30 protein-coding genes, 1 tRNA gene, 1 pseudogene and 2 riboswitches are annotated in these 25,050 nt (G+C 39.3%); of the genes and pseudogenes, 23 read left to right on the top strand and 9 right to left on the bottom strand.

What is annotated here, in order from left to right:
* Positions 1 to 120: 120 nt before the first annotated feature.
* From ACIQCE_RS09370 to ACIQCE_RS09385, 4 genes are all read left to right on the top strand, one after another.
* Complete coding sequence (locus ACIQCE_RS09370; RefSeq protein WP_400494571.1) at positions 121 to 2,043, top strand: LTA synthase family protein; 1,923 nt, start codon at positions 121 to 123, stop codon at positions 2,041 to 2,043.
* Positions 2,044 to 2,130: 87 nt separating this feature from the next.
* Positions 2,131 to 3,252: a M14 family metallopeptidase gene (locus ACIQCE_RS09375; protein WP_400494572.1), complete on the top strand. Its 1,122-nt coding sequence runs from the start codon at positions 2,131 to 2,133 to the stop codon at positions 3,250 to 3,252.
* Positions 3,253 to 3,431: 179 nt separating this feature from the next.
* The gene (locus tag ACIQCE_RS09380) at positions 3,432 to 4,670 is read left to right on the top strand and encodes an MFS transporter (RefSeq protein ID WP_400494975.1); all 1,239 of its coding nucleotides are present in this window, start codon (positions 3,432 to 3,434) and stop codon (positions 4,668 to 4,670) included.
* Between the two features lie 79 nt (positions 4,671 to 4,749).
* Complete coding sequence (locus ACIQCE_RS09385; RefSeq protein WP_400494573.1) at positions 4,750 to 5,064, top strand: MTH1187 family thiamine-binding protein; 315 nt, start codon at positions 4,750 to 4,752, stop codon at positions 5,062 to 5,064.
* A 219-nt stretch (positions 5,065 to 5,283) separates the two neighbouring features.
* Here ACIQCE_RS09385 and ACIQCE_RS09390 read toward each other — a convergent pair whose 3' ends face one another.
* Positions 5,284 to 5,457: a DUF2759 domain-containing protein gene (locus ACIQCE_RS09390; protein ID WP_353855245.1), complete on the bottom strand. Its 174-nt coding sequence runs from the start codon at positions 5,455 to 5,457 to the stop codon at positions 5,284 to 5,286.
* A gap of 146 nt (positions 5,458 to 5,603) precedes the next feature.
* Here ACIQCE_RS09390 and ACIQCE_RS09395 point away from each other — a divergent pair, with 146 nt between their 5' ends.
* Positions 5,604 to 6,242, top strand: a complete 639-nt coding sequence (locus tag ACIQCE_RS09395; RefSeq protein WP_400494574.1) for an MBL fold metallo-hydrolase — start codon at positions 5,604 to 5,606, stop codon at positions 6,240 to 6,242.
* 77 nt (positions 6,243 to 6,319) lie between these two features.
* Here the strand turns inward: ACIQCE_RS09395 and ACIQCE_RS09400 are convergent, their stop codons facing one another.
* Positions 6,320 to 6,562 (bottom strand): DUF2626 domain-containing protein, encoded by a 243-nt coding sequence (locus ACIQCE_RS09400; protein WP_003217440.1) that lies wholly within the window; start codon positions 6,560 to 6,562, stop codon positions 6,320 to 6,322.
* 214 nt (positions 6,563 to 6,776) lie between these two features.
* Between ACIQCE_RS09400 and ACIQCE_RS09405 the strand changes: the two genes are divergently transcribed.
* On the top strand, positions 6,777 to 7,157 hold the full coding sequence (locus ACIQCE_RS09405) for a Spx/MgsR family RNA polymerase-binding regulatory protein (RefSeq protein WP_400494575.1): 381 nt from the start codon (positions 6,777 to 6,779) through the stop codon (positions 7,155 to 7,157).
* 53 nt (positions 7,158 to 7,210) lie between these two features.
* On the opposite strand, the gene ACIQCE_RS09410 is transcribed toward ACIQCE_RS09405, so the two are convergent.
* Positions 7,211 to 7,281, bottom strand: a tRNA-Gln gene (locus ACIQCE_RS09410).
* A 99-nt stretch (positions 7,282 to 7,380) separates the two neighbouring features.
* On the opposite strand from ACIQCE_RS09410, the gene ACIQCE_RS09415 reads away from it, so the two are divergent.
* From ACIQCE_RS09415 to ACIQCE_RS09455, 9 genes are all read left to right on the top strand, one after another.
* A complete protein-coding gene (locus ACIQCE_RS09415; RefSeq protein ID WP_400494576.1) occupies positions 7,381 to 8,256 on the top strand; it encodes an STAS domain-containing protein in 876 nt (291 codons plus the stop codon).
* Between the two features lie 179 nt (positions 8,257 to 8,435).
* Positions 8,436 to 9,506, top strand: a complete 1,071-nt coding sequence (gene comGA / locus ACIQCE_RS09420; protein WP_400494577.1) for a competence type IV pilus ATPase ComGA — start codon at positions 8,436 to 8,438, stop codon at positions 9,504 to 9,506.
* Entirely contained in the window at positions 9,448 to 10,527 is a 1,080-nt protein-coding gene (gene comGB / locus ACIQCE_RS09425; protein WP_400494578.1) for a competence type IV pilus assembly protein ComGB, read from the top strand. Before comGA ends, comGB begins: the two co-directional genes overlap by 59 nt.
* 16 nt (positions 10,528 to 10,543) lie before the next feature.
* Positions 10,544 to 10,837 (top strand): competence type IV pilus major pilin ComGC, encoded by a 294-nt coding sequence (gene comGC, locus ACIQCE_RS09430; RefSeq protein WP_353855251.1) that lies wholly within the window; start codon positions 10,544 to 10,546, stop codon positions 10,835 to 10,837.
* Positions 10,830 to 11,276 (top strand): competence type IV pilus minor pilin ComGD, encoded by a 447-nt coding sequence (gene comGD, locus ACIQCE_RS09435; RefSeq protein WP_400494580.1) that lies wholly within the window; start codon positions 10,830 to 10,832, stop codon positions 11,274 to 11,276. Before comGC ends, comGD begins: the two co-directional genes overlap by 8 nt.
* 19 nt (positions 11,277 to 11,295) lie before the next feature.
* A complete protein-coding gene (locus ACIQCE_RS09440) occupies positions 11,296 to 11,571 on the top strand; it encodes a type II secretion system protein (protein ID WP_400494978.1) in 276 nt (91 codons plus the stop codon).
* Positions 11,486 to 12,013 (top strand): competence type IV pilus minor pilin ComGF, encoded by a 528-nt coding sequence (gene comGF / locus ACIQCE_RS09445; protein WP_400494581.1) that lies wholly within the window; start codon positions 11,486 to 11,488, stop codon positions 12,011 to 12,013. Before ACIQCE_RS09440 ends, comGF begins: the two co-directional genes overlap by 86 nt.
* Entirely contained in the window at positions 12,010 to 12,393 is a 384-nt protein-coding gene (gene comGG / locus ACIQCE_RS09450; RefSeq protein WP_400494582.1) for a competence type IV pilus minor pilin ComGG, read from the top strand. The genes comGF and comGG overlap by 4 nt, the downstream gene beginning before the upstream one ends.
* A 60-nt stretch (positions 12,394 to 12,453) precedes the next feature.
* On the top strand, positions 12,454 to 12,645 hold the full coding sequence (locus ACIQCE_RS09455; RefSeq protein WP_400494583.1) for a YqzE family protein: 192 nt from the start codon (positions 12,454 to 12,456) through the stop codon (positions 12,643 to 12,645).
* Between the two features lie 28 nt (positions 12,646 to 12,673).
* On the opposite strand, the gene ACIQCE_RS09460 is transcribed toward ACIQCE_RS09455, so the two are convergent.
* Entirely contained in the window at positions 12,674 to 12,955 is a 282-nt protein-coding gene (locus ACIQCE_RS09460; RefSeq protein ID WP_400494980.1) for a DUF3889 domain-containing protein, read from the bottom strand.
* Positions 12,956 to 13,445: 490 nt separating this feature from the next.
* Here ACIQCE_RS09460 and ACIQCE_RS09465 point away from each other — a divergent pair, with 490 nt between their 5' ends.
* From ACIQCE_RS09465 to ACIQCE_RS09475, 3 genes and pseudogenes are all read left to right on the top strand, one after another.
* Complete coding sequence (locus tag ACIQCE_RS09465; protein ID WP_400494584.1) at positions 13,446 to 13,628, top strand: hypothetical protein; 183 nt, start codon at positions 13,446 to 13,448, stop codon at positions 13,626 to 13,628.
* Between the two features lie 212 nt (positions 13,629 to 13,840).
* Positions 13,841 to 14,419, top strand: a complete 579-nt coding sequence (gene sipW / locus ACIQCE_RS09470; RefSeq protein WP_400494585.1) for a signal peptidase I SipW — start codon at positions 13,841 to 13,843, stop codon at positions 14,417 to 14,419.
* A 52-nt stretch (positions 14,420 to 14,471) separates the two neighbouring features.
* Positions 14,472 to 15,214, top strand: a pseudogene (locus tag ACIQCE_RS09475) (TasA family protein).
* Positions 15,215 to 15,282: 68 nt separating this feature from the next.
* Here ACIQCE_RS09475 and sinR read toward each other — a convergent pair.
* The 4 genes from sinR to ACIQCE_RS09495 all read right to left on the bottom strand — a co-directional run bounded on the left by sinR (position 15,283) and on the right by ACIQCE_RS09495 (position 18,482).
* Positions 15,283 to 15,618: a transcriptional regulator SinR gene (gene sinR / locus ACIQCE_RS09480; protein WP_353856507.1), complete on the bottom strand. Its 336-nt coding sequence runs from the start codon at positions 15,616 to 15,618 to the stop codon at positions 15,283 to 15,285.
* Between the two features lie 59 nt (positions 15,619 to 15,677).
* The gene (locus ACIQCE_RS09485) at positions 15,678 to 15,815 is read right to left on the bottom strand and encodes an anti-repressor SinI family protein (protein WP_400494586.1); all 138 of its coding nucleotides are present in this window, start codon (positions 15,813 to 15,815) and stop codon (positions 15,678 to 15,680) included.
* Between the two features lie 154 nt (positions 15,816 to 15,969).
* Positions 15,970 to 16,797, bottom strand: coding sequence for a YqhG family protein (locus ACIQCE_RS09490; protein ID WP_400494587.1), 828 nt, complete (start codon positions 16,795 to 16,797; stop codon positions 15,970 to 15,972).
* Positions 16,798 to 16,811: 14 nt separating this feature from the next.
* The gene (locus ACIQCE_RS09495; RefSeq protein ID WP_400494588.1) at positions 16,812 to 18,482 is read right to left on the bottom strand and encodes a DEAD/DEAH box helicase; all 1,671 of its coding nucleotides are present in this window, start codon (positions 18,480 to 18,482) and stop codon (positions 16,812 to 16,814) included.
* Between the two features lie 249 nt (positions 18,483 to 18,731).
* Positions 18,732 to 18,839: riboswitch (glycine riboswitch) on the top strand.
* Between the two features lie 3 nt (positions 18,840 to 18,842).
* Positions 18,843 to 18,936, top strand: a riboswitch (glycine riboswitch).
* A gap of 100 nt (positions 18,937 to 19,036) precedes the next feature.
* On the opposite strand from ACIQCE_RS09495, the gene gcvT reads away from it, so the two are divergent.
* From gcvT to gcvPB, 3 genes are read left to right on the top strand one after another with little or no spacing between them, the layout of a single operon-like run.
* Complete coding sequence (gcvT, locus tag ACIQCE_RS09500; protein WP_400494589.1) at positions 19,037 to 20,134, top strand: glycine cleavage system aminomethyltransferase GcvT; 1,098 nt, start codon at positions 19,037 to 19,039, stop codon at positions 20,132 to 20,134.
* A 16-nt stretch (positions 20,135 to 20,150) separates the two neighbouring features.
* Complete coding sequence (gene gcvPA / locus ACIQCE_RS09505; protein ID WP_400494590.1) at positions 20,151 to 21,497, top strand: aminomethyl-transferring glycine dehydrogenase subunit GcvPA; 1,347 nt, start codon at positions 20,151 to 20,153, stop codon at positions 21,495 to 21,497.
* Complete coding sequence (gene gcvPB, locus ACIQCE_RS09510; RefSeq protein ID WP_400494591.1) at positions 21,490 to 22,950, top strand: aminomethyl-transferring glycine dehydrogenase subunit GcvPB; 1,461 nt, start codon at positions 21,490 to 21,492, stop codon at positions 22,948 to 22,950. Before gcvPA ends, gcvPB begins: the two co-directional genes overlap by 8 nt.
* Before the next feature lie 50 nt (positions 22,951 to 23,000).
* Here the strand turns inward: gcvPB and ACIQCE_RS09515 are convergent, their stop codons facing one another.
* The gene (locus ACIQCE_RS09515; protein ID WP_353856509.1) at positions 23,001 to 23,381 is read right to left on the bottom strand and encodes a rhodanese-like domain-containing protein; all 381 of its coding nucleotides are present in this window, start codon (positions 23,379 to 23,381) and stop codon (positions 23,001 to 23,003) included.
* A gap of 223 nt (positions 23,382 to 23,604) precedes the next feature.
* Between ACIQCE_RS09515 and ACIQCE_RS09520 the strand changes: the two genes are divergently transcribed.
* Positions 23,605 to 24,441, top strand: a complete 837-nt coding sequence (locus ACIQCE_RS09520) for a lipoate--protein ligase family protein (RefSeq protein ID WP_400494592.1) — start codon at positions 23,605 to 23,607, stop codon at positions 24,439 to 24,441.
* A gap of 85 nt (positions 24,442 to 24,526) precedes the next feature.
* Positions 24,527 to 24,961 carry a transcriptional regulator MntR gene (mntR, locus tag ACIQCE_RS09525; RefSeq protein WP_353855264.1) on the top strand — a complete coding sequence of 145 codons (435 nt, stop codon included), beginning with the start codon at positions 24,527 to 24,529 and terminating at the stop codon, positions 24,959 to 24,961.
* Positions 24,962 to 25,050 lie beyond the last annotated feature (89 nt).

Consider the following 25,050-nt stretch of genomic DNA (forward strand, 5'->3'; position numbering starts at 1 on the left):
AAAATGACATTGATTTTCCATAACAGACAGGATAAGATATACTTTAGTTATTTTTGAAAAAGCGCCAGTAATTAGGGGATGTCATTATCCTGTGTGCGTTTTTAGCATAAGGAGGTTACAATGCGAAAGAAAAGATTAAAGTCGATTTCATTTTTACTGATCGCGACATTGTTTATGTGGGTCAAAACCTACGTCGTCTATAAATCTAGTTTTAATATCAAAATTGAAAATTTCATGCAGGAGTTTATCCTGTTTATTAACCCCCTTAGCTTTCTCTTGTTTATCTTCGGTATCGGTTTATTTTTCAAAGAAAAAAATCGTAATCGATACATTATCGTGACTAGTTTTATCTTGACATTGATTTTGTTAGCCAACATTGTATTTTATCGATTTTATAGTGATTTTCTTACCATCCCCGTCCTATTTCAAACAAACAACATGGGTGACCTCGGGTCAAGTATTACCTCTTTAATTGAACCAGTCGATTTTCTGATGTTCGTTGATATCATCATTTTCATTTGGCTATATAAAAGACAGCCATCTTTTAGAACAGATCTCACGATTTCACGAAAGGAACGAGCAGCCTATTATTTATTTGTTGCAGCCACTTTCTTTTTTAACCTTGGTTTAGCTGAAATGGAGAGACCGGAGCTGTTAACTCGATCATTTGACCGTGAAATGCTTGTGAAAAATATTAGTTTATACAATTTCCATATTTATGATGGTGTGTTGCAGTCAAAGCAGTCCGCTCAAAGGGCGCTTGCTGACAGCAATAGTTTAACTGAAATTGAGAACTATGTGAGCGCAAATAAAGTAGACCGCAATGAAAAGACTTTTGGGCAAGCAAAAGGACGGAATGTCATTCTCGTTTCACTTGAATCTACCCAAAGCTTTGTTATAAATGAAAAACTAAATGGAAAAGAAATTACGCCATTTCTGAACAAATTAATTAAAAAAAGCTACAACTTTAATAATTTCTATCATCAAACAGGTCAAGGGAAAACATCTGATTCTGAGTTTATCGTTGATAATTCCCTATATCCACTTGGAAGAGGTGCTGTGTTTTTCACAAATCCAAGTAATGAGTACACAGCAACACCTGAGCTGTTAAAGGATGAAGGTTATCATTCATCTGTGATTCATGCGAATAACAAAAGCTTCTGGAACCGTGATTTGATCTATGATAGTTTTGGCTATGACAAGTTCTTTGATATTAAATCATTTGATGTGAATGATGAGAACTCTGTCGGCTGGGGATTAAAGGATGTTCCGTTTTTCGAGCAGTCAGTTGAATTAATGAAATCTATCCCGCAGCCTTTCTATACGAGATTGATTACATTAACCAATCACTTCCCATTTGATCTGGATGAAGAAGATAAACTCATTGATGAATATGATTCAACGAGCAAAACGTTAAACAAATATTTCCCTACCGTCCGTTATCAAGATGAAGCGCTAAAACGTTTCTTTAAAAAGATGAAGGAAGCTGGTTTATACGATAACTCCATTTTTGTTTTATATGGGGATCATTACGGCATTTCAGAAAATCATAACGAAGCAATGGGGCAATTCTTAAACAAAGAAATCACACCATTTGAAGAAGTACAACTTCAAAAAGTGCCGTTTATTATACACATACCAGGTATTACAGATCAACATCCTAAAGAAATTGATACGGTCGGAGGTCAGGTTGATATCCGTCCAACTGTGCTGAATCTTCTAGGGATTGATACAAGTAACCAGATTCAATTTGGTCAAGACTTGTTATCAAAAGATACGAATGATTTCACAGTACTTCGTGATGGAAGCTTTATTACGAAGGATAGTATTTTTACAGATGGTGTTTGCTACAATAAAGAAACTGGAGAGCCGAGAGATGATGAGTCTGTTTGTAAGCCATATGAAGAAAAAGCAAAGCAGGAGCTTCAATTCTCTGATCAAATTATCTATGGAGACCTTCTAAGATTTTATGAACATGACAGGCTGGGGGACCATTCACCATCCAAAAATAAAGATGAACAAAAGCTAAAAAAAGCGTCCTGAAACATACAAAAACCTCTGCTTATTCTTGAGCAAGAGGTTTTCTTTTTTCACATGCTGCTTCATATAGTATGAGCAGGAGGGATATAGATGAAGACAACGTCTTTTGGGAAAATTGAATGGCTACTGGATGCTGACATGGATGATTTAGCAAAGCAGCTCGGCATCGGGAAAACGGCTTTTCATTTATCAAATCAAACAAGTACTAATTACCTTCTTCTGCCGGGGTATAGACTCCCTGAGGGGGTTCATCCAATTCAATCAGTATATGATCTGCAAGCATTCATTACCCCTTATCGATTGCAGCAATCGGATGATTGGATCAATGGAACATATGAATATGACAGTGTTTGTTTAAAGGAGGAGATGAGAAGATTTACAGAAATGTTTCCTTTTCTTCATGTCAACGTCATTGGTTATTCCGTACTTGGTACACCTATTTATGAGTTATATACAGAACCACCTCGGCATTTACACTCCATTCATTTCAATGCCTCATTCCATGCAAATGAATGGATCACGACCTCTGTTTTATTAAAGTGGCTGAAATCGTTTTGCTTAGCAGCGTCTGATCCAGTTCAAGCAAGGCATCATGAAGCAGTTCGGATACTGCAAACCACCGCATTATCGATTGTGCCAATGGTCAATCCAGATGGAGTGGATTTGGTTCGTAACGGTCCAGAATCACTCGGTCTGACAAGCGAAGAATTGAAGCCGTTCAATGGCGAGCATCAAGATTATAAAGAGTGGAAGGCGAACATACGAGGGATTGACTTAAACAATCAATTTCCTGCGTACTGGGAAATTGAATATTATCGTAACCAACCGAAGGCGCCTTTTTATAGAGATTATCCAGGTGATCGACCGTTAACAGAACCAGAAGCAAAAGCGATGGCGACTCTTGCTTTACGCAAACGCTTTGATCGGCTTATGGCGATTCATACACAGGGGGAAGAGATTTACTGGGGATTTCTAGGACATGAACCTGCTGTTTCAAAAGAAACCGTTGCACGATTTGAACAGGCTAGTGGTTACAAACCTATTCAATATATTGATAGCTATGCAGGCTATCGTGATTGGTTTATTCATCAATTTCAAAGTGAAGGCTATACTGTGGAGCTTGGCAAGGGAAGGAATCCTCTTTCAATGAATCAGTTTGATTCTATCTATGAAAAAACAAAGCGGCTTTTTTGGGAGGCGTGCAAGTTCTAAGCGTTGACCGGTGGCACCTGTACAGGTGCTTTTTTGATGAAAACAAATCAATTTCCTATTGTCAATAAAATTAGCAGGGAAGAGATTGACGATAACCTCTCTGTGAGCTATTGTGAAAGAAATAGTTGTAAAAAAAAGGATATGTTTCAGGGGGATGGCATTCATTGAGTGTACATAGAATGTGGAAAAGAAATTTTACTTACTTATTTATTTCTAAAGTATTTAAAATCACTGCTGATAGTTTATCTTTTAACACCATCTTATGGCTTTTAGTGTTAGAAGGAAAAGGGGCAATTGGAACGGCTTTTTTTATTGCGGTAAGTTTTGTCCCTCAGGCGATTGTAGGTCCGCTCATCACGCCGATGATGAGGCCAAATCAATTGAAATTTTGGATGTGTTTTGCTGATTTAACGCGAACTACCATTATGATCGTCATTTCGATCTGTTATTTTAATGGTTTCTCTCCATTATGGCTGATCATTGGGTTAATGCTTCTGCATTCAGCAACTGGCGGTTCCTACGAACCGGCGTCTGTATCAATTATTCCAAAGCTTGTACATGAGGAAGTGATACAAAAAGCGAATGCAACCATTCAATCGGCGAGTCATGTTGTCCGGCTTGTGACGGTTACTGTGTGTGGTATGATGATTGCTTTTATAGGTGTGGGTTATACGATGCTTTTCATCATTCCTCTTTATCTCATGTCAGCCTTATTGGTTCTGTTGATTACATATGAGGCAGTAGCTATCATTGAAAAAGGTAAAAAGGGATTATCGTACGGTAAAAGATTAATAAGGGGATTTTTACTTGTCAGAAAGCATCATATTTTGTTTCCGTTAGCCATTTTTTGCGTGTGTTCTAACTTTGCTGCCGCCCCTTGGGAAGCGTTATCTGTCATCTATTTAACGGAGGAGCTAAATAGCGGACCGGTTGTCTATTCGTTTATTAAAGTTACAACTGCGGCAGGTGCTTTTTTGATGGGGTTTATATTAACAAAAGTAAAAGTGAATCGTTATGGATTACTGTTTATTGGTGCAGGCATTGTTGACGGTATTGCATTTTTTATTACGGGAATGAACGCACTATTGCCTCTTGTGTTTATATCTGCATTTGCATTAGGCGCGGCCATTAGTGCAGTCAACGTACCTGAACATACGATTATTCAACTATCAGTAAAGGCTGAGGATCAGCCTCAAGTTTATGCAATCATCAACATGATATCATATTTAATGATTCCGCTAGGTGCTCTTATTGGCGGTTATATGGCAACCCTCTTTGGTTCTGGATATGTCATTGCCGCTGGGGGAGTAATTGAAGCCGTTTCTGGTATATGTCTGCTCCTCTTCACAAAAATTGGGAAGGTAGAGAGGACAGATTTAACGCTAGAACGAGAGAAACATGTCGTTAAAGCAACGTGATTATGGCTTTTTCAAACGGTGATGGGGTACAATGATAACGAGAAAAAAAGCGGGTGGTATGGAGAAAGGAGCAGGAAACATGGCAATAGTAGATGTCACAATCATCCCTGTAGGTACAGGTACACCAAGCGTTAGTGAATATGTAGCAGATGTACAAATGATTTTAGAAGGTTTCCATAAGGAAGGGAAAATCAAATATCAGTTAACACCAATGAACACGTTAATTGAGGGCGAACTATCCGTTTTGTTTGAGGTCATTCAGCACATCCATGAGGCGCCTTTTCAAAAAGGGGTACACCGAGTAGCGACAAACATTCGCATTGATGACAGACGGGATCAAACGACAACACTTGAAAGCAAATTGGCGAGTGTGAATAAGCATTTCAATCAATAAAAAAACCTGCTAGATGCAGGCTTTTAGCGTGAAGACAAACCCAAGCATCCGTTGTCTTGTCATGTGCCGCCGGTGCTCATGAATGAAACATTGCGCATGTAGCTCATCCTTGCTAGACTTCAAGGGTTTTCAATTCACGCTGAAAAGAAGACAAAGGGCTAAAATAAAAACCATTTTAGCCCTTTGTCAATAACCTGAAAGTCTGCTGTATGCAAGGTATTAATGTGCAGTTGGATAACCGCTATAGATGATGGTCATGACTGTAAACCACCCAAAAACCAAAAATGTAGCCCCAGCAAAAGCGATTGCTAGTACGTTCACTTTTTTTAGTGAGCGATATACACCCAAAGCGGCTAAAATCGTGACTAGGCCAAATATTATGACGAGCATCATATGAAATCCTCCTTTGTCATCAATCCCCATGATTTCCTTTCTTTTCATTTTAACCGTTTTCATAAGGCTTGTCGAGTAGATTCAAGTTGACGATTGTTTTGAATAGCCTTCATAATAAAAAAGAATGAATAAAGTAGGTGATGAAAATGAATTGGAGAAGAATGCCGCTAGGATATGTGCAAGCGAATGCGTATATTTGGAAAAATGAGCATGGGGAATGTTTAATCTTTGATCCAGGCGGCGAAGCGGAAAAGCTGATTTCATATGTCAAAGAGAAACAGCTAACGCCGCTTGCCATTTTGCTGACACATGCTCATTTTGATCATATTGGTGCGGCAGATGAGGTGCGGGCAGAATGGGCAATTCCATTATATGTGCATGAAAACGAAAAAGAATGGCTTACAAATGCTGAGTTAAACGGCTCGGCACGATTGATTGGAAATGGAATTACCGTAAAAGAAGCTGAAAAGCTCATTACAACAGAAGGAACTCTTCAAATCGGTTCATTTACTTTAGAGGTGTTCCATACACCTGGGCATTCTCCAGGAAGTGTTTCTTACTATTCTCAAAAAGAAGAATTTGTGATTTCTGGGGACACATTATTCCAAGGTGGAATTGGCAGAACAGATTTAGTTGGGGGGAGCCAGAAAGTGCTGCTTCAATCAATTCATGACAAACTGTTATCACTGCCAGAATCAACCCTTGTATTAAGTGGACATGGCGAGGAAACAACTGTTTTAACTGAACAAGAGCAAAATCCGTTTATCAATGGTTTTTCACTATAAAAACCATTATGAAGAAGAGGTGCTCCAGCGTGTAGAAGAAAAGAGCTAAAATGATACTTATTTTAGCTCTTTTTCTTTTAATGTCCGGTACCGGGAACCATGATGAAGATCGAATAATATGTAAATCCGGCAAAGAAAATGGTCAAGTACGCTCCGAAAATGTAAATATACATTCTTTCGGATAAATTCAAGTAGGATAAAAATACAAATAGAACAGTTTGACCGAAGAACAGCAAGGATGCATCTTTCATATGTCCTAAATAGAACATCACAGCAAAAATACCCGTCCAAAATCCAAGCACGCGGAACATGCGGTTCATTTCTTTCCCTCCCCTTTTAAAAACCCATTTGATTCATATTATAAGCGATAGTTACTTGATATGTAAACATTTACATTTTTGACATCGTGTGAACATTTGATTAACAGGATGAAAAAAATTTCTTTGAAAAAGTAAGTAAAAAGTGTTTATGCCAAAACACATGAGGGTACTTATTCCATAAGAGAAAAGGCTAACGACCTAAGGAGGAAGACTAATGAATGACATTACTTTTTATTCATATCCAAGCTGCACGTCTTGCCGTAAAACGAAACATTGGTTAAAGGCAAATCAAATCGATTTTAAAGAACGTCACCTTTTCAGAGAAACGCCGACATTAGACGAATTAAAAAAAATTCTTTCCTTAACAACGGAGGGAATAGATGAAATTTTAGCCACCCGAAGTCAAGCTTTTAAAAGCTTAAATTTAAATATTAATGATCTAAAAGTGAATGAATTGCTCCAGCTTCTCATTGAAAAACCTAAATTACTACGAAGACCAATTATCATTGATGGTCATAAATTAGTCGTTGGTTATAATCCTGGTGAGCTAGTGAAAATTTCAAAAAAGAAAGCCATTCATCAATCGGTATCCTAAAAAAACGAAGATCAGCTGAAACATTCTTCAGCTATCTTCGTTTTTGTGCTGAACTGGGCTAGCTGGATTCGAACCAACGGTCACGGAGTCAAAGTCCATTGCCTTACCACTTGGCTATAGCCCAATATGATACGTGTATTGATATTGTTCACCTTCTGCTTTCATTTATACATAAAAGTTGCGATGTCACTAGTCTTAAGTGGAAAAGGAGTGAAGAAAGTAAATGAAAAGAGAGAAATCTGAGCAATTATATAAATTTATTTTAAAAGAAGCCTCTGCTATGACCGAAGAATGGCTGAAAACAAGAACGGAAGAATTAGGCTCATTATATTCTAAACATGCATCAAAAGAGACAGAAAACAAGCTAAAGGAGCAAAACACTGCGTTTATTCAAACCATTGCTGAGACACTTGTGGCTGAATCAGACAAAGTAGAGAACCATTTGAAAAAGTGGTCGATTGATATCGCACGCGATCGTGCAGTTCATGAGGTACCGTTATATGAAATCATAAGGCAATTTAAGGTGTTTCGTCGTATTTTCTGTTCGAGAATTGAATTATTCACGCAACAAACTAAGCTTGAGATCACTCTGAAAGATGTTTGTGCTTGGAATCAGCACTTTCACTCAACCTTTGATAATATGATTGAACGTTTATCAAAAGAATATGACCGTGTGACACTGAATCAGTTAAATGCGCAAAGAGAGATGATTCAAGAACTAAGCGCACCTGTCATTCCAGTGTCTAAAGAGATCGGTGTGTTGCCGCTCATTGGTGAAATTGATACGTACCGAGCCAAAATCATTTTGGAGTCCGTCCTAGAACAGGCTTCAAGATTGCGATTGACACATTTATTCATTGATATTTCTGGTGTACCGATAGTTGATACGATGGTCGCTTATCAGTTGTTTAAAGTGGTCGATAGCGCAAAGCTTCTAGGGATTGAAGCAATCATTTCAGGCATTCGTCCAGAGATTGCTCAAACCGTTGTGAAACTAGGAATTGATTTCTCAAATGTGAAAACTGAACATAGCCTTGCGAAAGCATTAGAAGAAAGAGGATTCCGTATCTTTGAAGAGCCACAGCAAGAAGCTACATGATCAAAAAAACCTGTACTTGTAAAAGTCAGGTTTTTTTATATGGTGTATTGTTGAAATCGATGAAAACACACACTGTTTTGATGATTTTAACGCTTTATCAATCTCTAAAATGACAGGATACCTTTTTGTCAGGCTGGCTTCCCCACTTTACAATATGGTCAGAGAAAGGAGTGGACAGCTTGTATGGTATTGAATATTTAGGACAAGATTTGCTAGAAGAAGCATGCCGAATGAGAGCATCTGATGTGCACATTGTCCCAAGAGAAAAAGAAGCTTCTGTTTCTTTTCGAGTAGACTCGGATTTGATTCAAAAACGAATCATTGATAAAAAGAGTGGGGAGCGGTTAATTGCTCATTTTAAATTTTTATCATCAATGGATATCGGTGAAAAAAGGAGACCGCAAAATGGGTCATTAGCTGTCATGCTAAGAACTGGTCAAGTCTTTGTTCGGATGTCTACATTGCCAACTGTGTATGATGAAAGTCTAGTTATTAGACTTTTACCGCAAGAACATGTGCCAGAAACAAAAAATCTCTCTTTATTCCCAAAAGCTTCCGCAAGATTATTATCGTTTCTTAATCATTCACACGGACTTATTTTATTTACTGGACCAACAAATTCAGGAAAAACCACGACACTCTATTCGTTGATCCAATTTGCAAAAAAACACTTTAATCGAAATATTATTACGCTTGAAGATCCTGTTGAGACTAGAAATGAAGAAGTTTTACAAGTGCAAGTAAATGAGAAAGCTGGCATTACGTATGCGGCAGGTTTACGAGCCATTTTAAGACATGATCCAGACATGATTGTGCTAGGTGAAATAAGAGATGCTGAAACGGCGCAAACGGCAATTAGAGCTGCGATGACTGGACATTTAGTAATGAGTACATTACATGCGAAAAATGCAAAAGGAGCCCTTTATCGAATGCTTGAATTTGGTGTAACGCTAAATGAGATTGAACAAACAATGGTGGCGATTGCCGCACAGCGATTAATAGATATAACATGTCCTTTTTGTGGTGAAACGTGCCAGCTTTACTGTAAATTAAACCGAACAGCCAGACGTACAAATGTGTTTGAACTGCTGTACGGAAAAGAGCTTAGTGAGTGTATAAAAGAAGCAAAAGGAGAACACGCTCATGCATCATATGAAACACTGCAAAGATTAATTCGTAAAGGAGTTGCGCTTGGCTATTTATCTAAAAACACCTATCATCGCTGGGTTTATGAAGAATCGACACTCTAAAGCATGGTCTAGAAAAGAACAAGCTGAATTTCTATCAAAACTTGGCCAATTAATTCAATCTGGATATACATTGATTGATGCACTAACGATGATGAATATTCAGTTAACAGAGAAACAAAATCACCTATTAACAAAAGGAATTCAGTGGTTGATTGAAGGAGAACCATTTTATCTTGTTTTAGAGAAGCTGTGCTTCCAACGAGAGGTCATTGCGATTCTCTGTTTTTCAGAGAAGCATGGCAGTCTGTCACGTGCTTTAGAACAAAGTTCACTATTCTTAGAAAAAAAGCTCGTACAAATGGATACGATGAAACGCATGTTACGGTATCCGATCTTCCTCATGTTTACGGTGGGGGTTGTTCTCACACTCGTTCAACAGATGATCATACCTCAATTTTCTCTTTTGTATTCCTCTATGGACACCCAAGCATCTTGGTTGATTCAAGGGATGTTTAGCACCTTTCAATTTTTACATTATTTCTTGATTACAATCGGTGGTGTAAGTATCTGTCTCGCTGGATATTATTATCTCTGTTTTAAGAAAAAAACTGCACTTGAGAAACTGAGAATGATGAGCCGGCTGCCGATCATGTATAAAGGGATGCAGCTGATGCATACCTATCTTTTTTCTCTTCAACTAAGTGGTCTTCTTCAAGCTGGATTATCTGTATATGAAAGCTTACAAGCCTTCAAACAGCAAAATTATTTACCCTTTCTTCAAGAGATATCTGAACAGATGATCAAAGATTTAAGAAAAGGAGAGACAATGGAAGCTCAAGTGGGTCAGTATCCTTTTTTCGAAAGACATTTCGCAGCAGTGATCAAGCATGGTGAAGCAAGCGGGATGCTTGCGAGAGAACTTTACACGTATAGTCAGTTTTTATTAGAGAATGCAGAGTTGAAAATTGAAAAATGGGTTTTATGGTTGCAGCCAGTGATTTATGGTTTGACAGCACTCCTCATTTTAATCGTGTATTTATCCATTCTTTTACCTATGTATCAACTGATGGATCAAGTGTAAGAAGGAGGACTCATGGATGAATGAAAAAGCTTTTACTCTGTTAGAAATGTTAATTGTCATGCTCGTTATTTCTATCCTTTTACTCATTACTATACCAAATATCACACGGCATCATCAAAGCATTCAAGCAAAAGGCTGTGACGGTTTAAAGTCAATGGTAAGTACACAGGTGATGGCTTATGAATTAGAGCATGATGGTAAAACGCCGTCATTATCTGAATTAGAAAAAGAAGGTTATGTCAAAAAAGGGTTAGCATGTCCTAACGGAAAAGCCATTGTGATTCAAAATGGCGACGTGAAAAATGAATAAGTTGGTTTCACAGGAGAAGGGGTTTACACTTATTGAACAGCTCATGATATTACTTGTTTTATCTATTCTTCTTTCAATCATCGTAGGAAAGGTTCCAAGCATATTAGAAAGTGCAGAAGCGAAAAAACAAATGAATGTCATTAAACAAGATCTCCAGTTAGCCTCTTATACAGCATTTATCGAGAAAACCGGTGTTGACGTTCATTTTCACCAATCGGATTTATCCTATCAGGTGATAGTTAAAAACAAAGATCGGGTGATTGCTTCATATCAAAATAAAAATGGAAGTATCCAGCAATCTACATTTCAACAACCCATCCATTTTAATGTAAATGGAAATCCAAGCAGCGGAGGTTCCCTCATTTTACAATTTGGAAGTCAAACGTATAAGCTTACCGTCTATTTAGGGAGCGGACGAATTCATGTTCAAAAACAGTAGAGGTTTTAGTACGATCGAGATGCTTTTTGCATGTCATCTCTTCATATTCGCTTCTCTCATACTCATCCCCAACTATGAGAAACTAGTGGTTGGGAAAAAAGAATTAAGGGCAAGGCTTGAAGCCTACCAAGTGTTACATGAACAAATGAATGCAGCTTTCTTGGCAGAAAGTAAACAATCAGTCAAAGAGAAAAGGGGCGAGATCGTCTATGAAGTCAAGTGGAGTGAACAGGAGGGATGCGTATCTTACAAATTGCAAAAACAACAGACCATATGCCTTAGCGCTATTGAATGATGAGTATGGGTTTACCCTTGTTCAAGCATTGTGGCAAATTCAACTGTATTTGTTTCTCACCTTTGGTTGTATCATGCTCTTTTCTTTCGCTGAAAAAGCCAGACCATTTGAAGATATCAATCAATTTTCACATATGGAATGGAAACAAACGGTGCAACAATTAGATGATGAACTGAATCGTGCTGTTGCTGTAAGAATGGTGAACAAAGGAGGAGCTCTAGAATTTATAACCGAACAAGGCCAAGTTGTGATAATTGAGCAATACAAAGATATGCTTCGAAAACGAATCGATCAGGCAGGACATTTACCTCTTTTACAAAAAGTCAAACGTATTCGTGTGAGGACTGATCAGCAAACAGCTATGTTACAAGTCATAGACTTATCTGGAACGTTGCATGAAGCTGTCTTTTTCACATATAAAGGAGTGATTCCTAAACCGTGAGAAATGAGCAAGGGTTTATCTATCCGCACGTACTCGCTTCGATTCTTTTCTTCTTTTTGATTCTCGGCTCAATAACGATCAGTATACAAAAAGAGCAAACTAGTGCAGTACTCACCATTTCTTTTTATAAAAAACAGCATTTATTGAGAGTTGGTGTAAGTGATGTCATCAGGCATTTAGATCACTTTTGCGATCAACGTAATTATCACCTTGAGAGAAAAGAAGGGAATGTGACAATTCAACGTCTCGCGTGTGATCAAAAGAAAAAGCGCATACATGTTTCCATTAGTGTAAGAACAAAAGATGGCTTAGCTGATAAAAGAGAGTTGATGATTGATTGGCAGAGCAGAGAGATTGTAAAATGGACGATCGCTAAATAGTCTGTGTATAAAACGACACTGCTCTTGGTAACACTTTAAAGAAGAAGGGGTGATTGTTCGTTGAAAACAAATGACTATGTGAAATATATGACAGAGGAAATCATTAAATATATGAACACACCACGTAAAGAGCGGAAGGAACATAAGCAGGAAAAGATGGATAAGAAGCCGCCATTTTCACAGCGTTTATTTGGTGTTCTTCCGTTTGGATTGTCAATGCTACTAAAACGTCATCGACATCGACAAAAATAAAGCCGCCAACAGGCGGTTTTTTGCTGCATCATTCGCTATATTCTTCAACAACAATGACTTTATTCACTTTGTTTGAGTAGGTATTATAGGAGATGGTCACAAATACCCCAAATTCTTTCGAGCGATCTTTTAATGTAATATGATACTGTTTGACAGATTCTTTATCCCGATGCCGGTCCCAAACTTTTTGTTTAAATAGGACGTGAGCTAACGGATATCGTTTTTTTGCTTCATTAACTGCCCGTCTTTCCCATTGATCGGCGGGAGACGTTAATGCTAGTGCCTCTACAGTTTTCATGTCTTGTATCATGACGCCTATCAGTAAACTGAATATGATACAGATACCTCCAAATTTCAATTTACATCACCTCAATAGATATTATCCTTACCAATTCCTACACTTTTATGTCATTTTTTATTAAGTACAATTGATATGAGAAAAATTACTGAATGATGGCAAAAGAATGAGGAAATGGAAGAAATTTCTCGTAAAAGTTCTCGTTTAAGAACATAATGGACTAATTTGACGTTTTGGATTTTATCATTATTTCCTTATACTGAGCTTAATTGTTCTTTTTAAAGAACATTTTAGAAGAACAGTTGTTCAAGGAGTTGAAGAAATTGATGAAACAAGCGCTCTTTGTTCTCTTTTGTGTCATGAGCTTGATATGCATGTCTCATTGATACCTACATACGCTTCTTTTAATGATGTGGAGCAATCATACTTTATGACAAAAACATGTGAGAGTTTTGAGCAAACAGATCAGCATTGTCAGCCTAAGAAATAGGATAAAAGTGATGTGAAGCTAATAGACCAGACGACAATCAAGGAAACGGTTTGTGCGCCGCATAAGCTAAGTATTACACTTCAAAATATTGGACGAACAATGACACATTCTGAATGGACGTGGGAGCTTCACAAAGTAGCAAGTGAGAAGAAGCCTTTACAAGATGGTGAAAAGGGATCAGCACCCAACCTTTGATTAAAACAACCGACGATTATTACCTCAGATAAAGGAAAAACGAACGGAAATTATGCTTTGAAAATCTATTACCTAAAGGATTTAGCGCATCTAATAAAATGTTTTTATGGTCTAAACAAATGCAGCTCTCCCAGGTGTTATGAAAAAGGTGACCTAAATCGGGCTGCTTCCATAAAAGGAGAGAAAGATGTTATTTAAAGGGGAGAAGGATCTTGAAAAAATGGGTGAAAATGACCGGAAGTATTCTTTATGTCATTGTTTTCACAGGGATGATTGCATTTATTATTGTAGTGCTGTCATCAAGAACAGCAGGTGGAGATCCGCAAATTTTTGGTTATCAGTTTAAGGAAGTATTATCCGGCTCAATGGAACCAGAGTTCTCTCTTGGTTCACTGATTGTGGTAAAAGATATGACATTAACTGATGCTCTCAAGGCAGGGGATATTATGACGTTTCAAACAAAACATGATCAGGGTGTATCCTTTGTGACCCATCGAATTGTTGATGTGGAAGGAAATGGGACAAGCAAGTCGTTCGAGACTAAAGGGGATCACAATAGTTTTCAAAATGGGACGCTGGTCAAAGCAAATCAAGTCGTTGCACAGGACACAGGAATTGAAATCCCTTATGCTGGAAAGCTTCTTTCATATGCCGGTACGGCAGTTGGAACAGCTCTGCTGCTCATTATACCAGGTGTCATGTTACTAGTTTACTCTACGCTTCATTATGTTGGCGCCGCGAAGAATCGAAGACGCGCGAATGATTTACAATTGTCAGAGAAACAAGCATAAATTTTTCGTTTGTAACCGAGTCAGGTTTCAATAAAACAATTAATGAGGGGGCATTCATGGCAATCAAAAAATCAATTCGGGTGTATTATCAGGGGAATTAGGACTGACTTTAATTAGCGGGGTAACTTGGGCTGCTTTTAATAATGTCGAAAAGGCAGATGCAGTCTACTACTCTACAGGGGAGCTAGATTTATCTCTAAAAGAATACTCTGGTGCTACACCTTGCAAACGTAAAACCAGAAGGAATTTAACTTTGAAAATAAGGGGTCACTTGCAATGAACCAAGTACTGATGAGTCTTGATGATAGTCAGTTTAAAGATGGAACTTCTGCAAAGAATGGCGGGAAAAATTCATCGGAAGAATGCCTCAGCCAATTCCAAGTTAGTGGGCTCACGGTTGGAGGCGAACCTATTTGACTTGTATCTGTTAACTTCAAAACAGGATCAGGCGGCATAAGAGAAGCTTCGTCATGCCGTCGATAAGAAGTTTTTACATGTAAGTGGTAAAATCAATGTAGCAACCGTTGATGGAACAACGGCTCCAGAGTATGACGGCATTCCAAAGAACCCATTTGATTACGATAACATGGAAATGATCATTGAATTTGTCAATGACCAGACGAAGGATAAAGATGGCGACTATATCCAAAATAAATACCAAGGCGATGCGATTCAAATTGATCTTTCCTTCGAAGCGACTCAGTGGAATGGTTTAACGATCAATCCCAAAAAGCATACGGATGAAAAAGGCTATGTAAAGAAAACGAAAAAGCACACAGCGAAGATAAAAAATAAAGGCAGTCTTTTAGACTGATATCAACCTCTGCATAGCAATTGGAGGAGTATGCGCTAAAACGAGCGCTTTACTCCTCTTCTTGCTGTTTTTTCCAGATTTGATAATCTAAAAATTCACGAAATTGCTTTTTCGAAACTCCTGATGTCATTGCATCTCGAACTAGTTTTTCCCATTCACTATCTAATTGACCATCGTATTCGGTTTCATCTTTTTCGTTTAACAGTGTATGAACCGAGACGTCCAGAACAGCGGAGACTTTTTCAAGAAATTGAATGGAGGGGTTTGTTTGCAAGTTTCTTTCTATTGAACTTAAATAAGACTTCGCTACCCCAGCCTTTTCGGCCAGTTCTGATAGTGAGTAGCCTTTTTCATTTCGGTATTGTTTAATACGCTGGCCAATCAATGTCATCACCTTCCTTTCGATATTATAGCACATTCAGAAAGGTTTGATAGAATGACTTCTTACAGTGGGAGAGACTCAGAGGACTTTTGGTGCGATTTGAGAAAATGATGGACTTCTTCGACTGTTAGTCCTGCTTTACGAGCTTCGGTTAATAACTGAACCCATTCACTGTCTAGCTTTTTCATTTCCTTTTCCATACAAATACCTCCTAAAATACTGAATCGTGTATTTCAGGCACTTAACGCATTAAATGGAAAGACAAAGGTGGTAAGTCCTCGTGGTTCGCTTGCGTCATGTTTCCGCCCAATACAAATAGACAAACTTTGCTTTTGATTGATCGAAAATTGTATGTCACATGAAGGGGAGGGAGTTGGATTTTAGTGAACCGCCCCTTTTTTGTTGTAAGTAGAAAAGTCCGCCATTTTCAATCGTAAGACTGATTTTTGGTTCATATAAAGTTTTGAGTGCTTGTCTTTCTATTTCATATTCTACAGATGTATCTGAAGTCCCTTCATAAAATTGGTTTAAAAGTTCCGAATCTTCCTTCCACTTTTGAACAGCCCTTATCGCCCAATCGTTCGGTTCTTCGTGGGCATAACGCTCCATCAGGCCATAGAGGCGTTTGACTCCGCTTTCAGGCTTAATCATTGTACTCATCGTAAAACAATAATCAGGTATTTGGGAAGACAGCTTGCGTGTTTCCAGCTTTTCTTGAAATTGTTCTACGACCTCGCCTCGTATGAGATGAAGTCCAAGAGACAGCAGCTTATCCTTTTTGCGATCTGCAAGATATGATATTTTCACATTAATCCCAAGCCAAGGCTCCAATGCGATTTGGGTCTTAGTCAGTGGTGTTACTTGTTCATAGAGGCGGATAAATCGGCCTTGTTGTTTGACAGCCTCGAAAATTTGAAACAAGCGAGGGGAGCCGAAATGAATAAATTCACCTTCGATCGTGTTGCCTGCTTTCTGCTGATCTGTGATAAGTGTCAATTGACGCGGCTCAGGCACACCGCCTGTTTTTTCGAGCCAATGCCAATAAAAAGGGCGGTTCATGATCATTTTATCCATTTCAACAGTTAGCTGTACGGTGAGATGGCCTGCACTTTCTTCGAGAATGTCACATTGATTCGCCTGAAAAAAACGTAGAAGAAATGCGTGAATGTCATGCTGCTTCATAGATTAACTCTCCTTTATGAGCCTTGTTGTCTTTTTTCCAAAAGCGGGGTTTGTACTTTTGATAAGTAGGAAGCAAATTGGCTTAATTTCTTTTTCATGTCCCCGTCAGATTGGGCTTGATATAAAATGTGATGAAGTTCCGTTTCTGCCTCTTTAATATCAATACGTGTTAAAATATCGTCTAAATCTCCAATGACGTTTTCAAACAGTTGGATTTTTTCATAAAGAAGCTTCAAAATATGCTCCTCGACTGTTCCATTCGTTGCCATATTATAAATGTGGACATCTCGCTTTTGCCCAAGGCGGTGGATACGCCCAATTCGCTGTTCTAAGCGCATAGGGTTCCATGGGAGATCATAATTGATGATCTGGTTACAAAACTGAAGGTTGATTCCCTCACCGCCTGCTTCTGTCGCAATTAATACTTGAGCACGCTCTCTAAATAAATCTTTCATCCAGTCTTTCTTACTCCGTTTAAAACCACCTCTAAAAGGAACAGAGCTGATCCCATTTTGTTGCAGAAACCATTGTAAATAAATTTGTGTAGCGCGGTATTCAGTAAAGATAATGACCTTCTCATTAAGCTGCTGAATGAGTTTTACCACTTCTAGTGCTTTTGAGTTTTGCTCGACTTGGTTGATTTTCTCCATGATTTGCGCCATGGCAGAAGATCCTAGAATGTGTTTTTCTTCTTCCTGCATTTTTTTAATCGTCATATAGACGGCCTCACGGCTTGAGCAACATTCTCGTTCCAAGGTCATAATGGAAAACATGTGTTTCGTATAAGACGGGTTCTCTTTCAGCTTGCAAATTTCATCGTATAACGCTTGCTCTGTTGGGGAGAAATCAATGGAAATCGTCTTGACATGCCGCTTTGACCACTCGATGCCCGTGTCCTGTCTTCGGTTACGAATCATCACTTTATTGACTAGCTGTTTTAACCGATCATGATCTTCAAGCTGCAAGTCTTTTTTTGCAAATACATCTTTAAATTGGTGTTCATTTCCTAGATGACCAGGCTTCAGAAGGGATACAAGATTAAAAATTTCTCCAATTCGATTATGGATTGGCGTGGCTGTCAGCAGAAGGCAGAATTTCTTGTTTAAATTTCTCACAAACTCATAATTTTTCGTTTTGTTGTTTTTCAACTTATGTGCTTCATCGATAATGACCATATCGTAGGCGATTGATAAAATCGTATTGCGATGCGGCTCTCTTTTCGCTGTATCAATCGAAGAAACAACGACGTCACATTGCTCCCAGACATAGCTTTTTTTCTGTTCGACAGCATCAATATAAAATTTCGTCCGAAGCTCTTGTACCCATTGAGAAACAAGAGAAGCGGGTACGAGAATGAGAATTTTCTTGGCAAGCCCTCGAATCATATATTCTTTTATAATTAGTCCTGCTTCAACAGTTTTTCCAAGTCCAACTTCATCTGCTAAAATGGCTTTTCCGTTCATTTCTTCTACAACTCTTCTAGCTACTTCAAGCTGGTGCTTTAAAGGGGTGAAGGCGGGCAGATGTGCAGGTGCCTGCAAGCCCTCGAACGAGTCAATCGCAGTGACTTTTTGAACTTGCGCAGCCAACCGATACATGTCCCAGTTCGCCCAGGGACCGTCATTTGCAAGACGATGTTGAAATTCATTTGTCCATTCTTGGTCAAAAATCGTTTGAATATTCAATGTAAATGCCTACCTTTCTATCAAGTAATGAAGAAATTGTTCTGTTTTTAAACGCTTCATTTTTTAAGAGGACTTTAAAAGTCTGCATATAACGATAAAAGCGAACGATAGTGAATAATTATTTTAAAAATGTTAATGATTTTTATATTGCTCTCTATCCGTTTCTAATGGTAGGATGTTGTTAAGTGATCTAGAAAATCAGTCACTCATTTTGATAGTATGTCCAATTAATATGAAGAATATGAGCGGATGATGGTATGGGGAGAGACTTGGCGGTTATTCAGCACTGGCAGGCGCCGAAGGAGCAAGCTGAAATGGTTCAGTGAATCTCTCAGGCAAAAGTACTCTTACCGGACGCAACTCTGGAGAGTGTTTGCTCATTGCTTTAGCAAACCACCAAAGGGGAAAACGCACAATGATGCTGTGCTGTAAACTTTCAGGTGCAAGGACAGAGACTTCTTTTTGATAAAAGGGAGCTCTCTGTCCTTTTTTGCTGTAATTTTTCTGAAAATTCAGCTTGTGTTTCGCACTGTAAAAAAAGGGGGAAACGATTGATGTTGAAACGAACACCGCTTTTTCATGTGTATGAAATGTTTGGCGCAAAGACCATTGACTTCGGGGGCTGGGAATTACCTGTCCAATTTTCTTCCATTAAAGAAGAACATGAAGCTGTCAGAACAAAAGCAGGGCTTTTTGATGTCTCTCACATGGGAGAGGTTGAAGTAAAAGGGAATGATGCTTTTCATTTTTTACAAAGATTATTAACCAATGATTTGTCTAAACTGACAGACGGCAAGGCACTGTATACAGCTATGTGTTATGAAAATGGCGGGACGGTGGATGACCTGCTCGTCTATCAAAAAGAAAAAAACAACTATTTGCTTGTTATTAATGCATCAAATATTGAAAAAGATGTTGACTGGTTGTTGAAACACCAGAATGAAAGTGACGTGTCTATTCAAAACGTCTCTGATCAAATCGCCTTGTTAGCATTGCAGGGGCCTCTTGCTGCTGACATTATTAAGGAAGTTTCAGATGAAAGTGTGACATCATTGAAACCATTTACGTTTCAATTACAAGCGACAGTTGCTAACAAAAAAGTGCTTGTCTCAAGAACTGGCTACACAGGAGAAGACGGCTTTGAAATCTACTGCCAGTCAGAAGATGCAGTTCACATTTGGTCGGCTTTATTAGAAGCGGGCCATCCTAAAGGGTTAATACCGTGCGGGCTCGGTGCACGTGACACCTTAAGATTTGAAGCGAAGCTGCCTCTTTATGGTCAAGAGTTGACAAAGGAAATTTCTCCTTTAGAAGGCGGGATTGGTTTTGCTGTGAAAATAGATAAAGAAACAGATTTTATCGGGAAAGACGTGCTCAAAAAGCAAAAAGAAGAGGGAACGAAGCGAAAGCTTGTCGGGATCGAAATGATAGATAAAGGAATTCCGCGGACAGACTATCCGGTCTTTTCAGGAGACGAACAAATTGGTTTTGTGACAACGGGCACACAATCTCCAACCTTAAAGAAAAATGTAGGACTTGCCTTGATTCAAACATCCTTTGCTCAGCTTGGGAAAGAAGTTGAAGTGCAAATTCGTAAAAAGCGTTTGAAAGCAAAAATCGTCGCAACACCATTTTATAAAAGAGCCAAATAACGAGGGGGAATAGAGGATGAAGCACAGGTATTTGCCGCAAACAGAGCAAGATCAAAAAGAAATGCTGGATGTCATCGGCGTCCAGTCGATTGACGAGCTTTTTTCAGATATCCCAGAAAAGGTGAGATTTAAAGGATCATACAACATTAGACAGGCAGCATCTGAGACAGAACTTGAGAGGGAGTTATCTCGTCTTGCTGCAAAGAACAAGGATACCGTGTCGTATGCATCTTTTCTTGGTGCTGGTGTGTATGATCATTATCAGCCCGTCATAGTGGATCATGTGATCTCACGTTCTGAATTTTATACAGCGTATACGCCATATCAGCCGGAGATTTCTCAAGGTGAATTGCAGGCCATCTTTGAGTTTCAAACAATGATCGCCGAACTCACTGGAATGGATCTTGCCAACTCCTCCATGTATGATGGCGGAACGGCATTAGCTGAAGCGGCAATGCTGGCGGCTGGACATACAAGAAAGAAAAAAATCGTTGTCTCTGAGACCGTTCATCCTGAATCAAGAGCTGTTTTGAAAACATATGCAAAAGGGCAGCATATCGACGTGGTCGAAGTGCCTGCTGTAAAAGGGCAGACTGACTTCGCCGCATTAGAAGAGGCTGTTTGCGAGGAGACAGCGGCGGTACTTGTGCAATATCCAAACTTTTTCGGTGTGGTAGAACCACTGAAAGACATTGAACCGATTGCGCATAAAGGAAAAAGTTTATTCATCGTATCGAGTAATCCGCTTGCACTTGGTTTACTGACGCCTCCGGGAAAACTTGGGGCAGATATTGTCGTCGGTGATGCACAGCCATTTGGGATTCCAGCTGCATTTGGCGGACCTCATTGCGGTTATTTCGCCGTCACTAAAAAATTAATGCGCAAAGTCCCAGGCCGTTTGGTCGGGCAAACAGAGGATGAAAATGGTGTTCGCGGATTTGTGCTGACACTTCAAGCACGTGAACAGCACATTAGAAGAGATAAAGCGACATCAAATATTTGTTCCAATCAGGCATTAAATGCGTTAGCAGCTTCTGTTGCCATGACGGCGCTTGGCAAAACAGGTATTAAAGAAATTGCGTATCAAAACGTGCAAAAAGCCCATTATGCCAAAGCGCAGGCAGAAAAATACGGCTTACAGGCTGATGTAGATGGAGCCATTTTTAATGAATTTGTAATCAAGCTAAAAGAGCCTGTGAAAGAAGCAAATAGAAGATTGCTTGAAAAAGGGATCATTGGAGGCTATGACTTAGGCCTAGACTATCCACAGTTTCAGCAGCACATGCTTGTTGCAGTGACAGAGCTAAGAACAAAAGAAGAGATTGATACGTTCATCAAAGAATTGGGGGATCGTCATGAGTAAACAAGACCAGCCGCTTATTTTTGAAGTGTCCAAAGAAGGAAGAATTGGTTATAGTCTGCCTAAGCTAGACGTACCTGTGCAGGAGCTCCCAGCTTTGTTTGATGACACCTATATCCGTCAAGAGGATGCTGAGCTTCCTGAAGTATCTGAACTTGATATTATGCGTCATTACACAGCACTTTCAAGACGTAATCACGGGGTCGATTCCGGATTTTATCCTCTTGGCTCTTGTACGATGAAATACAATCCAAAGATTAACGAAAAAGTCGCACGCTTTGCCGGCTTTGCGCATGTTCATCCACTTCAAGATGCAGACACTGTGCAAGGGGCATTAGAATTACTCTATGACCTTGGTGAGCATCTTGAAGAAATTACTGGGATGGATGCAGTGACGCTGCAGCCTGCTGCAGGAGCGCATGGTGAATGGACGGGGCTTATGATGATTCGTGCATACCACGAAGCACGAGGTGATCATAAACGGACAAAAGTCATTGTTCCTGATTCTGCTCATGGAACGAATCCTGCATCTGCTACAGTGGCTGGATTTGAGACGATTACAGTCTCATCTGATGAAAATGGTCTCGTTGATTTAGAGGATTTAAAGCGCGTTGTCAATGATGAAACAGCAGCTCTTATGCTCACAAACCCCAATACGCTTGGATTATTCGAAGAAAATATATTAGAAATGGCAGAAATTGTGCATGGAGCGGGCGGAAAGCTCTACTATGACGGTGCCAACTTAAATGCTGTTTTAAGCCGCGCAAGACCGGGGGATATGGGATTTGATGTCGTTCACTTAAACCTTCATAAAACCTTTACAGGTCCCCACGGAGGCGGAGGTCCTGGATCAGGTCCAGTCGGAGTGAAAAAGGACTTGATTCCTTACTTGCCAAAGCCAGTGCTTGTGAAGAAGGAAGGGCGTTTTCTATTTGATTACAATTGTCCAGAATCAATTGGACGGGTGAAGCCGTTCTATGGCAACTTTGGCATTAACGTCAGGGCATATGCGTACATTCGCTCTATGGGTCCTGATGGACTGAAGGCTGTAACGGATCATGCGGTGTTAAATGCGAACTATATGATGCGCCGTTTATGTGCTCATTATGATTTGCCATTTGATCGTCATTGTAAGCATGAATTTGTCCTTTCAGGAAAACGTCAGAAGAAATTAGGCGTTCGGACGCTTGATATTGCCAAACGTTTACTTGATTTTGGCTATCATCCGCCAACGATCTACTTCCCGCTCAATGTAGAGGAATGTATCATGATTGAACCAACTGAAACAGAATCAAAAGAAACACTAGATGCCTTCATTGAAGCAATGATTCAAATTGCAAAAGAAGCAGAAGAGAATCCAGAAGTGGTTCAGGAAGCACCGCATACAACGGTTGTCAAACGAATGGACGAAACAAAGGCTGCGCGGCATCCGGTACTTGTTTTTGAAAGAAAATAAAATAAGACTCAAAGGGGGGGCAATAGCCCCCCAGCCCCAGAGTCTTTTTGCTAGTTCTTCGTTTTAATCCGGCCGCCCCATTTTTTAAAGCCGCCTTTTAAATTATAAATCTCACGACAGCCGTTTTTGCGTAAAATTTGAGCTGCTTTTCCGCTTCTCAAATGATTTTGACAATAAAGATAAACAGGCTTGTCAGGACGTATTTCATTTTTCCGTTGCTTCATTTGTGAAAGTGGGATGTTTCTTGCCCCTAAAATATGTCCGCCTTCAAACTCATTTGGCTCTCTCACGTCAATGAGTTGTGCTTTGCGGTAACCTTTAATAAATTCTTCTTCCGTCAGCGTTTTCATTATACGTTGCTGATAAATGTAATTACCGATTGAATAAAGAATAAAAAGTCCACAAAGTGAGAGGACGATATAATTGAATATTGGCAATACGGCTCGACTCCTTCTTGAACATCAGCACAGGGTGACCTGTCCGATGGTACGTTTTAGACAAATACTATTATAGTAAAGCGAAAGAAACTTGTCATCATAAATGGTAAGAATTATTTTCAATTCCTTCCCTATTTGATAGACTGATGGTGAGTGAAAGCTGGTGGTGGCTAGCATCATCGAATATTGACTACGTAAAAAGAGAAGGGATCTTTATATGCAAAAAGAGAAATGGTGTTTCATTGATACAGGAAATCAAGACCCTGCCTTTAACATGGCGATGGACGAAGCCCTGCTTTATTGGCACAGCGAGAAGCTCATTCCGCCTGTCATCCGTTTTTATGGTTGGAATCCGGCGACATTGTCTATCGGGTACTTTCAACATGTTGAAAAAGAAATTAACATGGAAGCTGTCCAAAGATATGGCTTAGGTTTTGTCCGCAGACCAACAGGAGGGCGAGGTGTTCTTCATGATCAGGAGTTGACCTACAGTGTGATTGTGTCTGAAGAGCACCCGGAGATGCCAGCGACAGTTACAGAGGCGTACCGTGTGATTTCAGAAGGAATATTAGAGGGCTTTAAAGAACTGGGACTCGATGCGTATTTTGCCATTCCTCGTACAGAAAAAGAAAAGGAAAGCTTAAAAAATCCAAGATCCTCTGTGTGCTTTGATGCCCCTTCTTGGTATGAGCTTGTTGTAGAGGGCAGAAAGGTAGCAGGCAGTGCTCAAACGAGACAAAAAGGGGTGATCTTGCAGCACGGCTCAATCTTAATTGACTTAGATGAGGACAAGTTGTTCGATTTGTTTATTTACCCAAATGATCGGGTGAGAGAACGCATGCAACGCAGCTTTAAAAATAAAGCCGTCGCTATTAATGAAATCTCCGACAAAACATGTACAATAGATGATGCACGTGTTGCATTTAAACGAGGCTTTGAAAAAGGACTCAACATTGAGCTTGTGCCATATGAGCTGACAGATGAAGAATTAGCTTTTGTCCACCATCTTGCCAAAACAAAATACGCCTCGGATGATTGGAATTACAAGCGCTAAGCCAATTTGCAGTTCTTGTTTTTTAATTGGCAATGGTGTAGAATTGTTATGATTATTAAGTAAAGGTGCATTTTGGAGGGGTTTTATGACGACACCTAGTATGGAAGATTATATTGAACAAATTTATATGCTGATAGAAGAAAAAGGATATGCAAGAGTATCTGATATTGCAGAAGCACTCACTGTCCATCCCTCCTCTGTAACAAAAATGGTTCAGAAGCTAGATAAAGATGAATACCTCATTTATGAGAAATACCGTGGTCTCATTTTAACCCCTAAAGGCAAAAAGATTGGAAAACGTCTCGTATACAGACATGAACTGCTAGAGCAATTTTTAAGAATCATTGGTGTAGATGAAGAGAAAATTTATGATGATGTAGAAGGCATTGAGCATCATCTAAGCTGGAATAGCATTGACCGCATTGGGGATCTCGTTCAATTCTTTGAAGAAAATGAAGAGCGTTCCGTCCAGCTAAAAGCGATTCAAAAGAAAAATGAACAAACAAATCAAGAATCTTAAGAAAAGGACACTCATCAACGGAGTGTCCTTTTTTGAATAAAGTTCTAACTGAAGGAAAAAGCTCCTACACTATTAATAGTGTGACCATA

It is taken from the genome of Bacillus sp. NPDC093026 (genome assembly GCF_044754665.1).
GTDB classification, from domain to species: Bacteria; Bacillota; Bacilli; order Bacillales; family Bacillaceae; genus Bacillus; species Bacillus maqinnsis.

Bases quoted from the DNA above. Each gene is read 5' to 3' on its own strand.
- gcvPB (WP_400494591.1), top strand. From the start codon at position 21,490: ATGAGTAAACAAGACCAGCCGCTTATTTTTGAAGTGTCCAAAGAAGGA.
- ACIQCE_RS09485 (WP_400494586.1), bottom strand. From the start codon at position 15,815: ATGGAAAAGGAAATGAAAAAGCTAGACAGTGAATGGGTTCAGTTATTA.
- comGD (WP_400494580.1), top strand. From the start codon at position 10,830: ATGAATAAGTTGGTTTCACAGGAGAAGGGGTTTACACTTATTGAACAG.
- ACIQCE_RS09395 (WP_400494574.1), top strand. From the start codon at position 5,604: ATGAATTGGAGAAGAATGCCGCTAGGATATGTGCAAGCGAATGCGTAT.
- ACIQCE_RS09385 (WP_400494573.1), top strand. From the start codon at position 4,750: ATGGCAATAGTAGATGTCACAATCATCCCTGTAGGTACAGGTACACCA.
- ACIQCE_RS09490 (WP_400494587.1), bottom strand. From the start codon at position 16,797: ATGAAGCAGCATGACATTCACGCATTTCTTCTACGTTTTTTTCAGGCG.
- ACIQCE_RS09380 (WP_400494975.1), top strand. From the start codon at position 3,432: ATGTGGAAAAGAAATTTTACTTACTTATTTATTTCTAAAGTATTTAAA.
- comGC (WP_353855251.1), top strand. From the start codon at position 10,544: ATGAATGAAAAAGCTTTTACTCTGTTAGAAATGTTAATTGTCATGCTC.
- gcvPA (WP_400494590.1), top strand. From the start codon at position 20,151: ATGAAGCACAGGTATTTGCCGCAAACAGAGCAAGATCAAAAAGAAATG.
- ACIQCE_RS09400 (WP_003217440.1), bottom strand. From the start codon at position 6,562: ATGAACCGCATGTTCCGCGTGCTTGGATTTTGGACGGGTATTTTTGCT.
- gcvT (WP_400494589.1), top strand. From the start codon at position 19,037: ATGTTGAAACGAACACCGCTTTTTCATGTGTATGAAATGTTTGGCGCA.
- ACIQCE_RS09460 (WP_400494980.1), bottom strand. From the start codon at position 12,955: ATGATACAAGACATGAAAACTGTAGAGGCACTAGCATTAACGTCTCCC.
- ACIQCE_RS09405 (WP_400494575.1), top strand. From the start codon at position 6,777: ATGAATGACATTACTTTTTATTCATATCCAAGCTGCACGTCTTGCCGT.
- ACIQCE_RS09440 (WP_400494978.1), top strand. From the start codon at position 11,296: ATGCTTTTTGCATGTCATCTCTTCATATTCGCTTCTCTCATACTCATC.
- ACIQCE_RS09375 (WP_400494572.1), top strand. From the start codon at position 2,131: ATGAAGACAACGTCTTTTGGGAAAATTGAATGGCTACTGGATGCTGAC.
- mntR (WP_353855264.1), top strand. From the start codon at position 24,527: ATGACGACACCTAGTATGGAAGATTATATTGAACAAATTTATATGCTG.
- ACIQCE_RS09390 (WP_353855245.1), bottom strand. From the start codon at position 5,457: ATGATGCTCGTCATAATATTTGGCCTAGTCACGATTTTAGCCGCTTTG.
- comGF (WP_400494581.1), top strand. From the start codon at position 11,486: ATGAAGTCAAGTGGAGTGAACAGGAGGGATGCGTATCTTACAAATTGC.
- ACIQCE_RS09415 (WP_400494576.1), top strand. From the start codon at position 7,381: ATGAAAAGAGAGAAATCTGAGCAATTATATAAATTTATTTTAAAAGAA.
- ACIQCE_RS09370 (WP_400494571.1), top strand. From the start codon at position 121: ATGCGAAAGAAAAGATTAAAGTCGATTTCATTTTTACTGATCGCGACA.
- ACIQCE_RS09520 (WP_400494592.1), top strand. From the start codon at position 23,605: ATGCAAAAAGAGAAATGGTGTTTCATTGATACAGGAAATCAAGACCCT.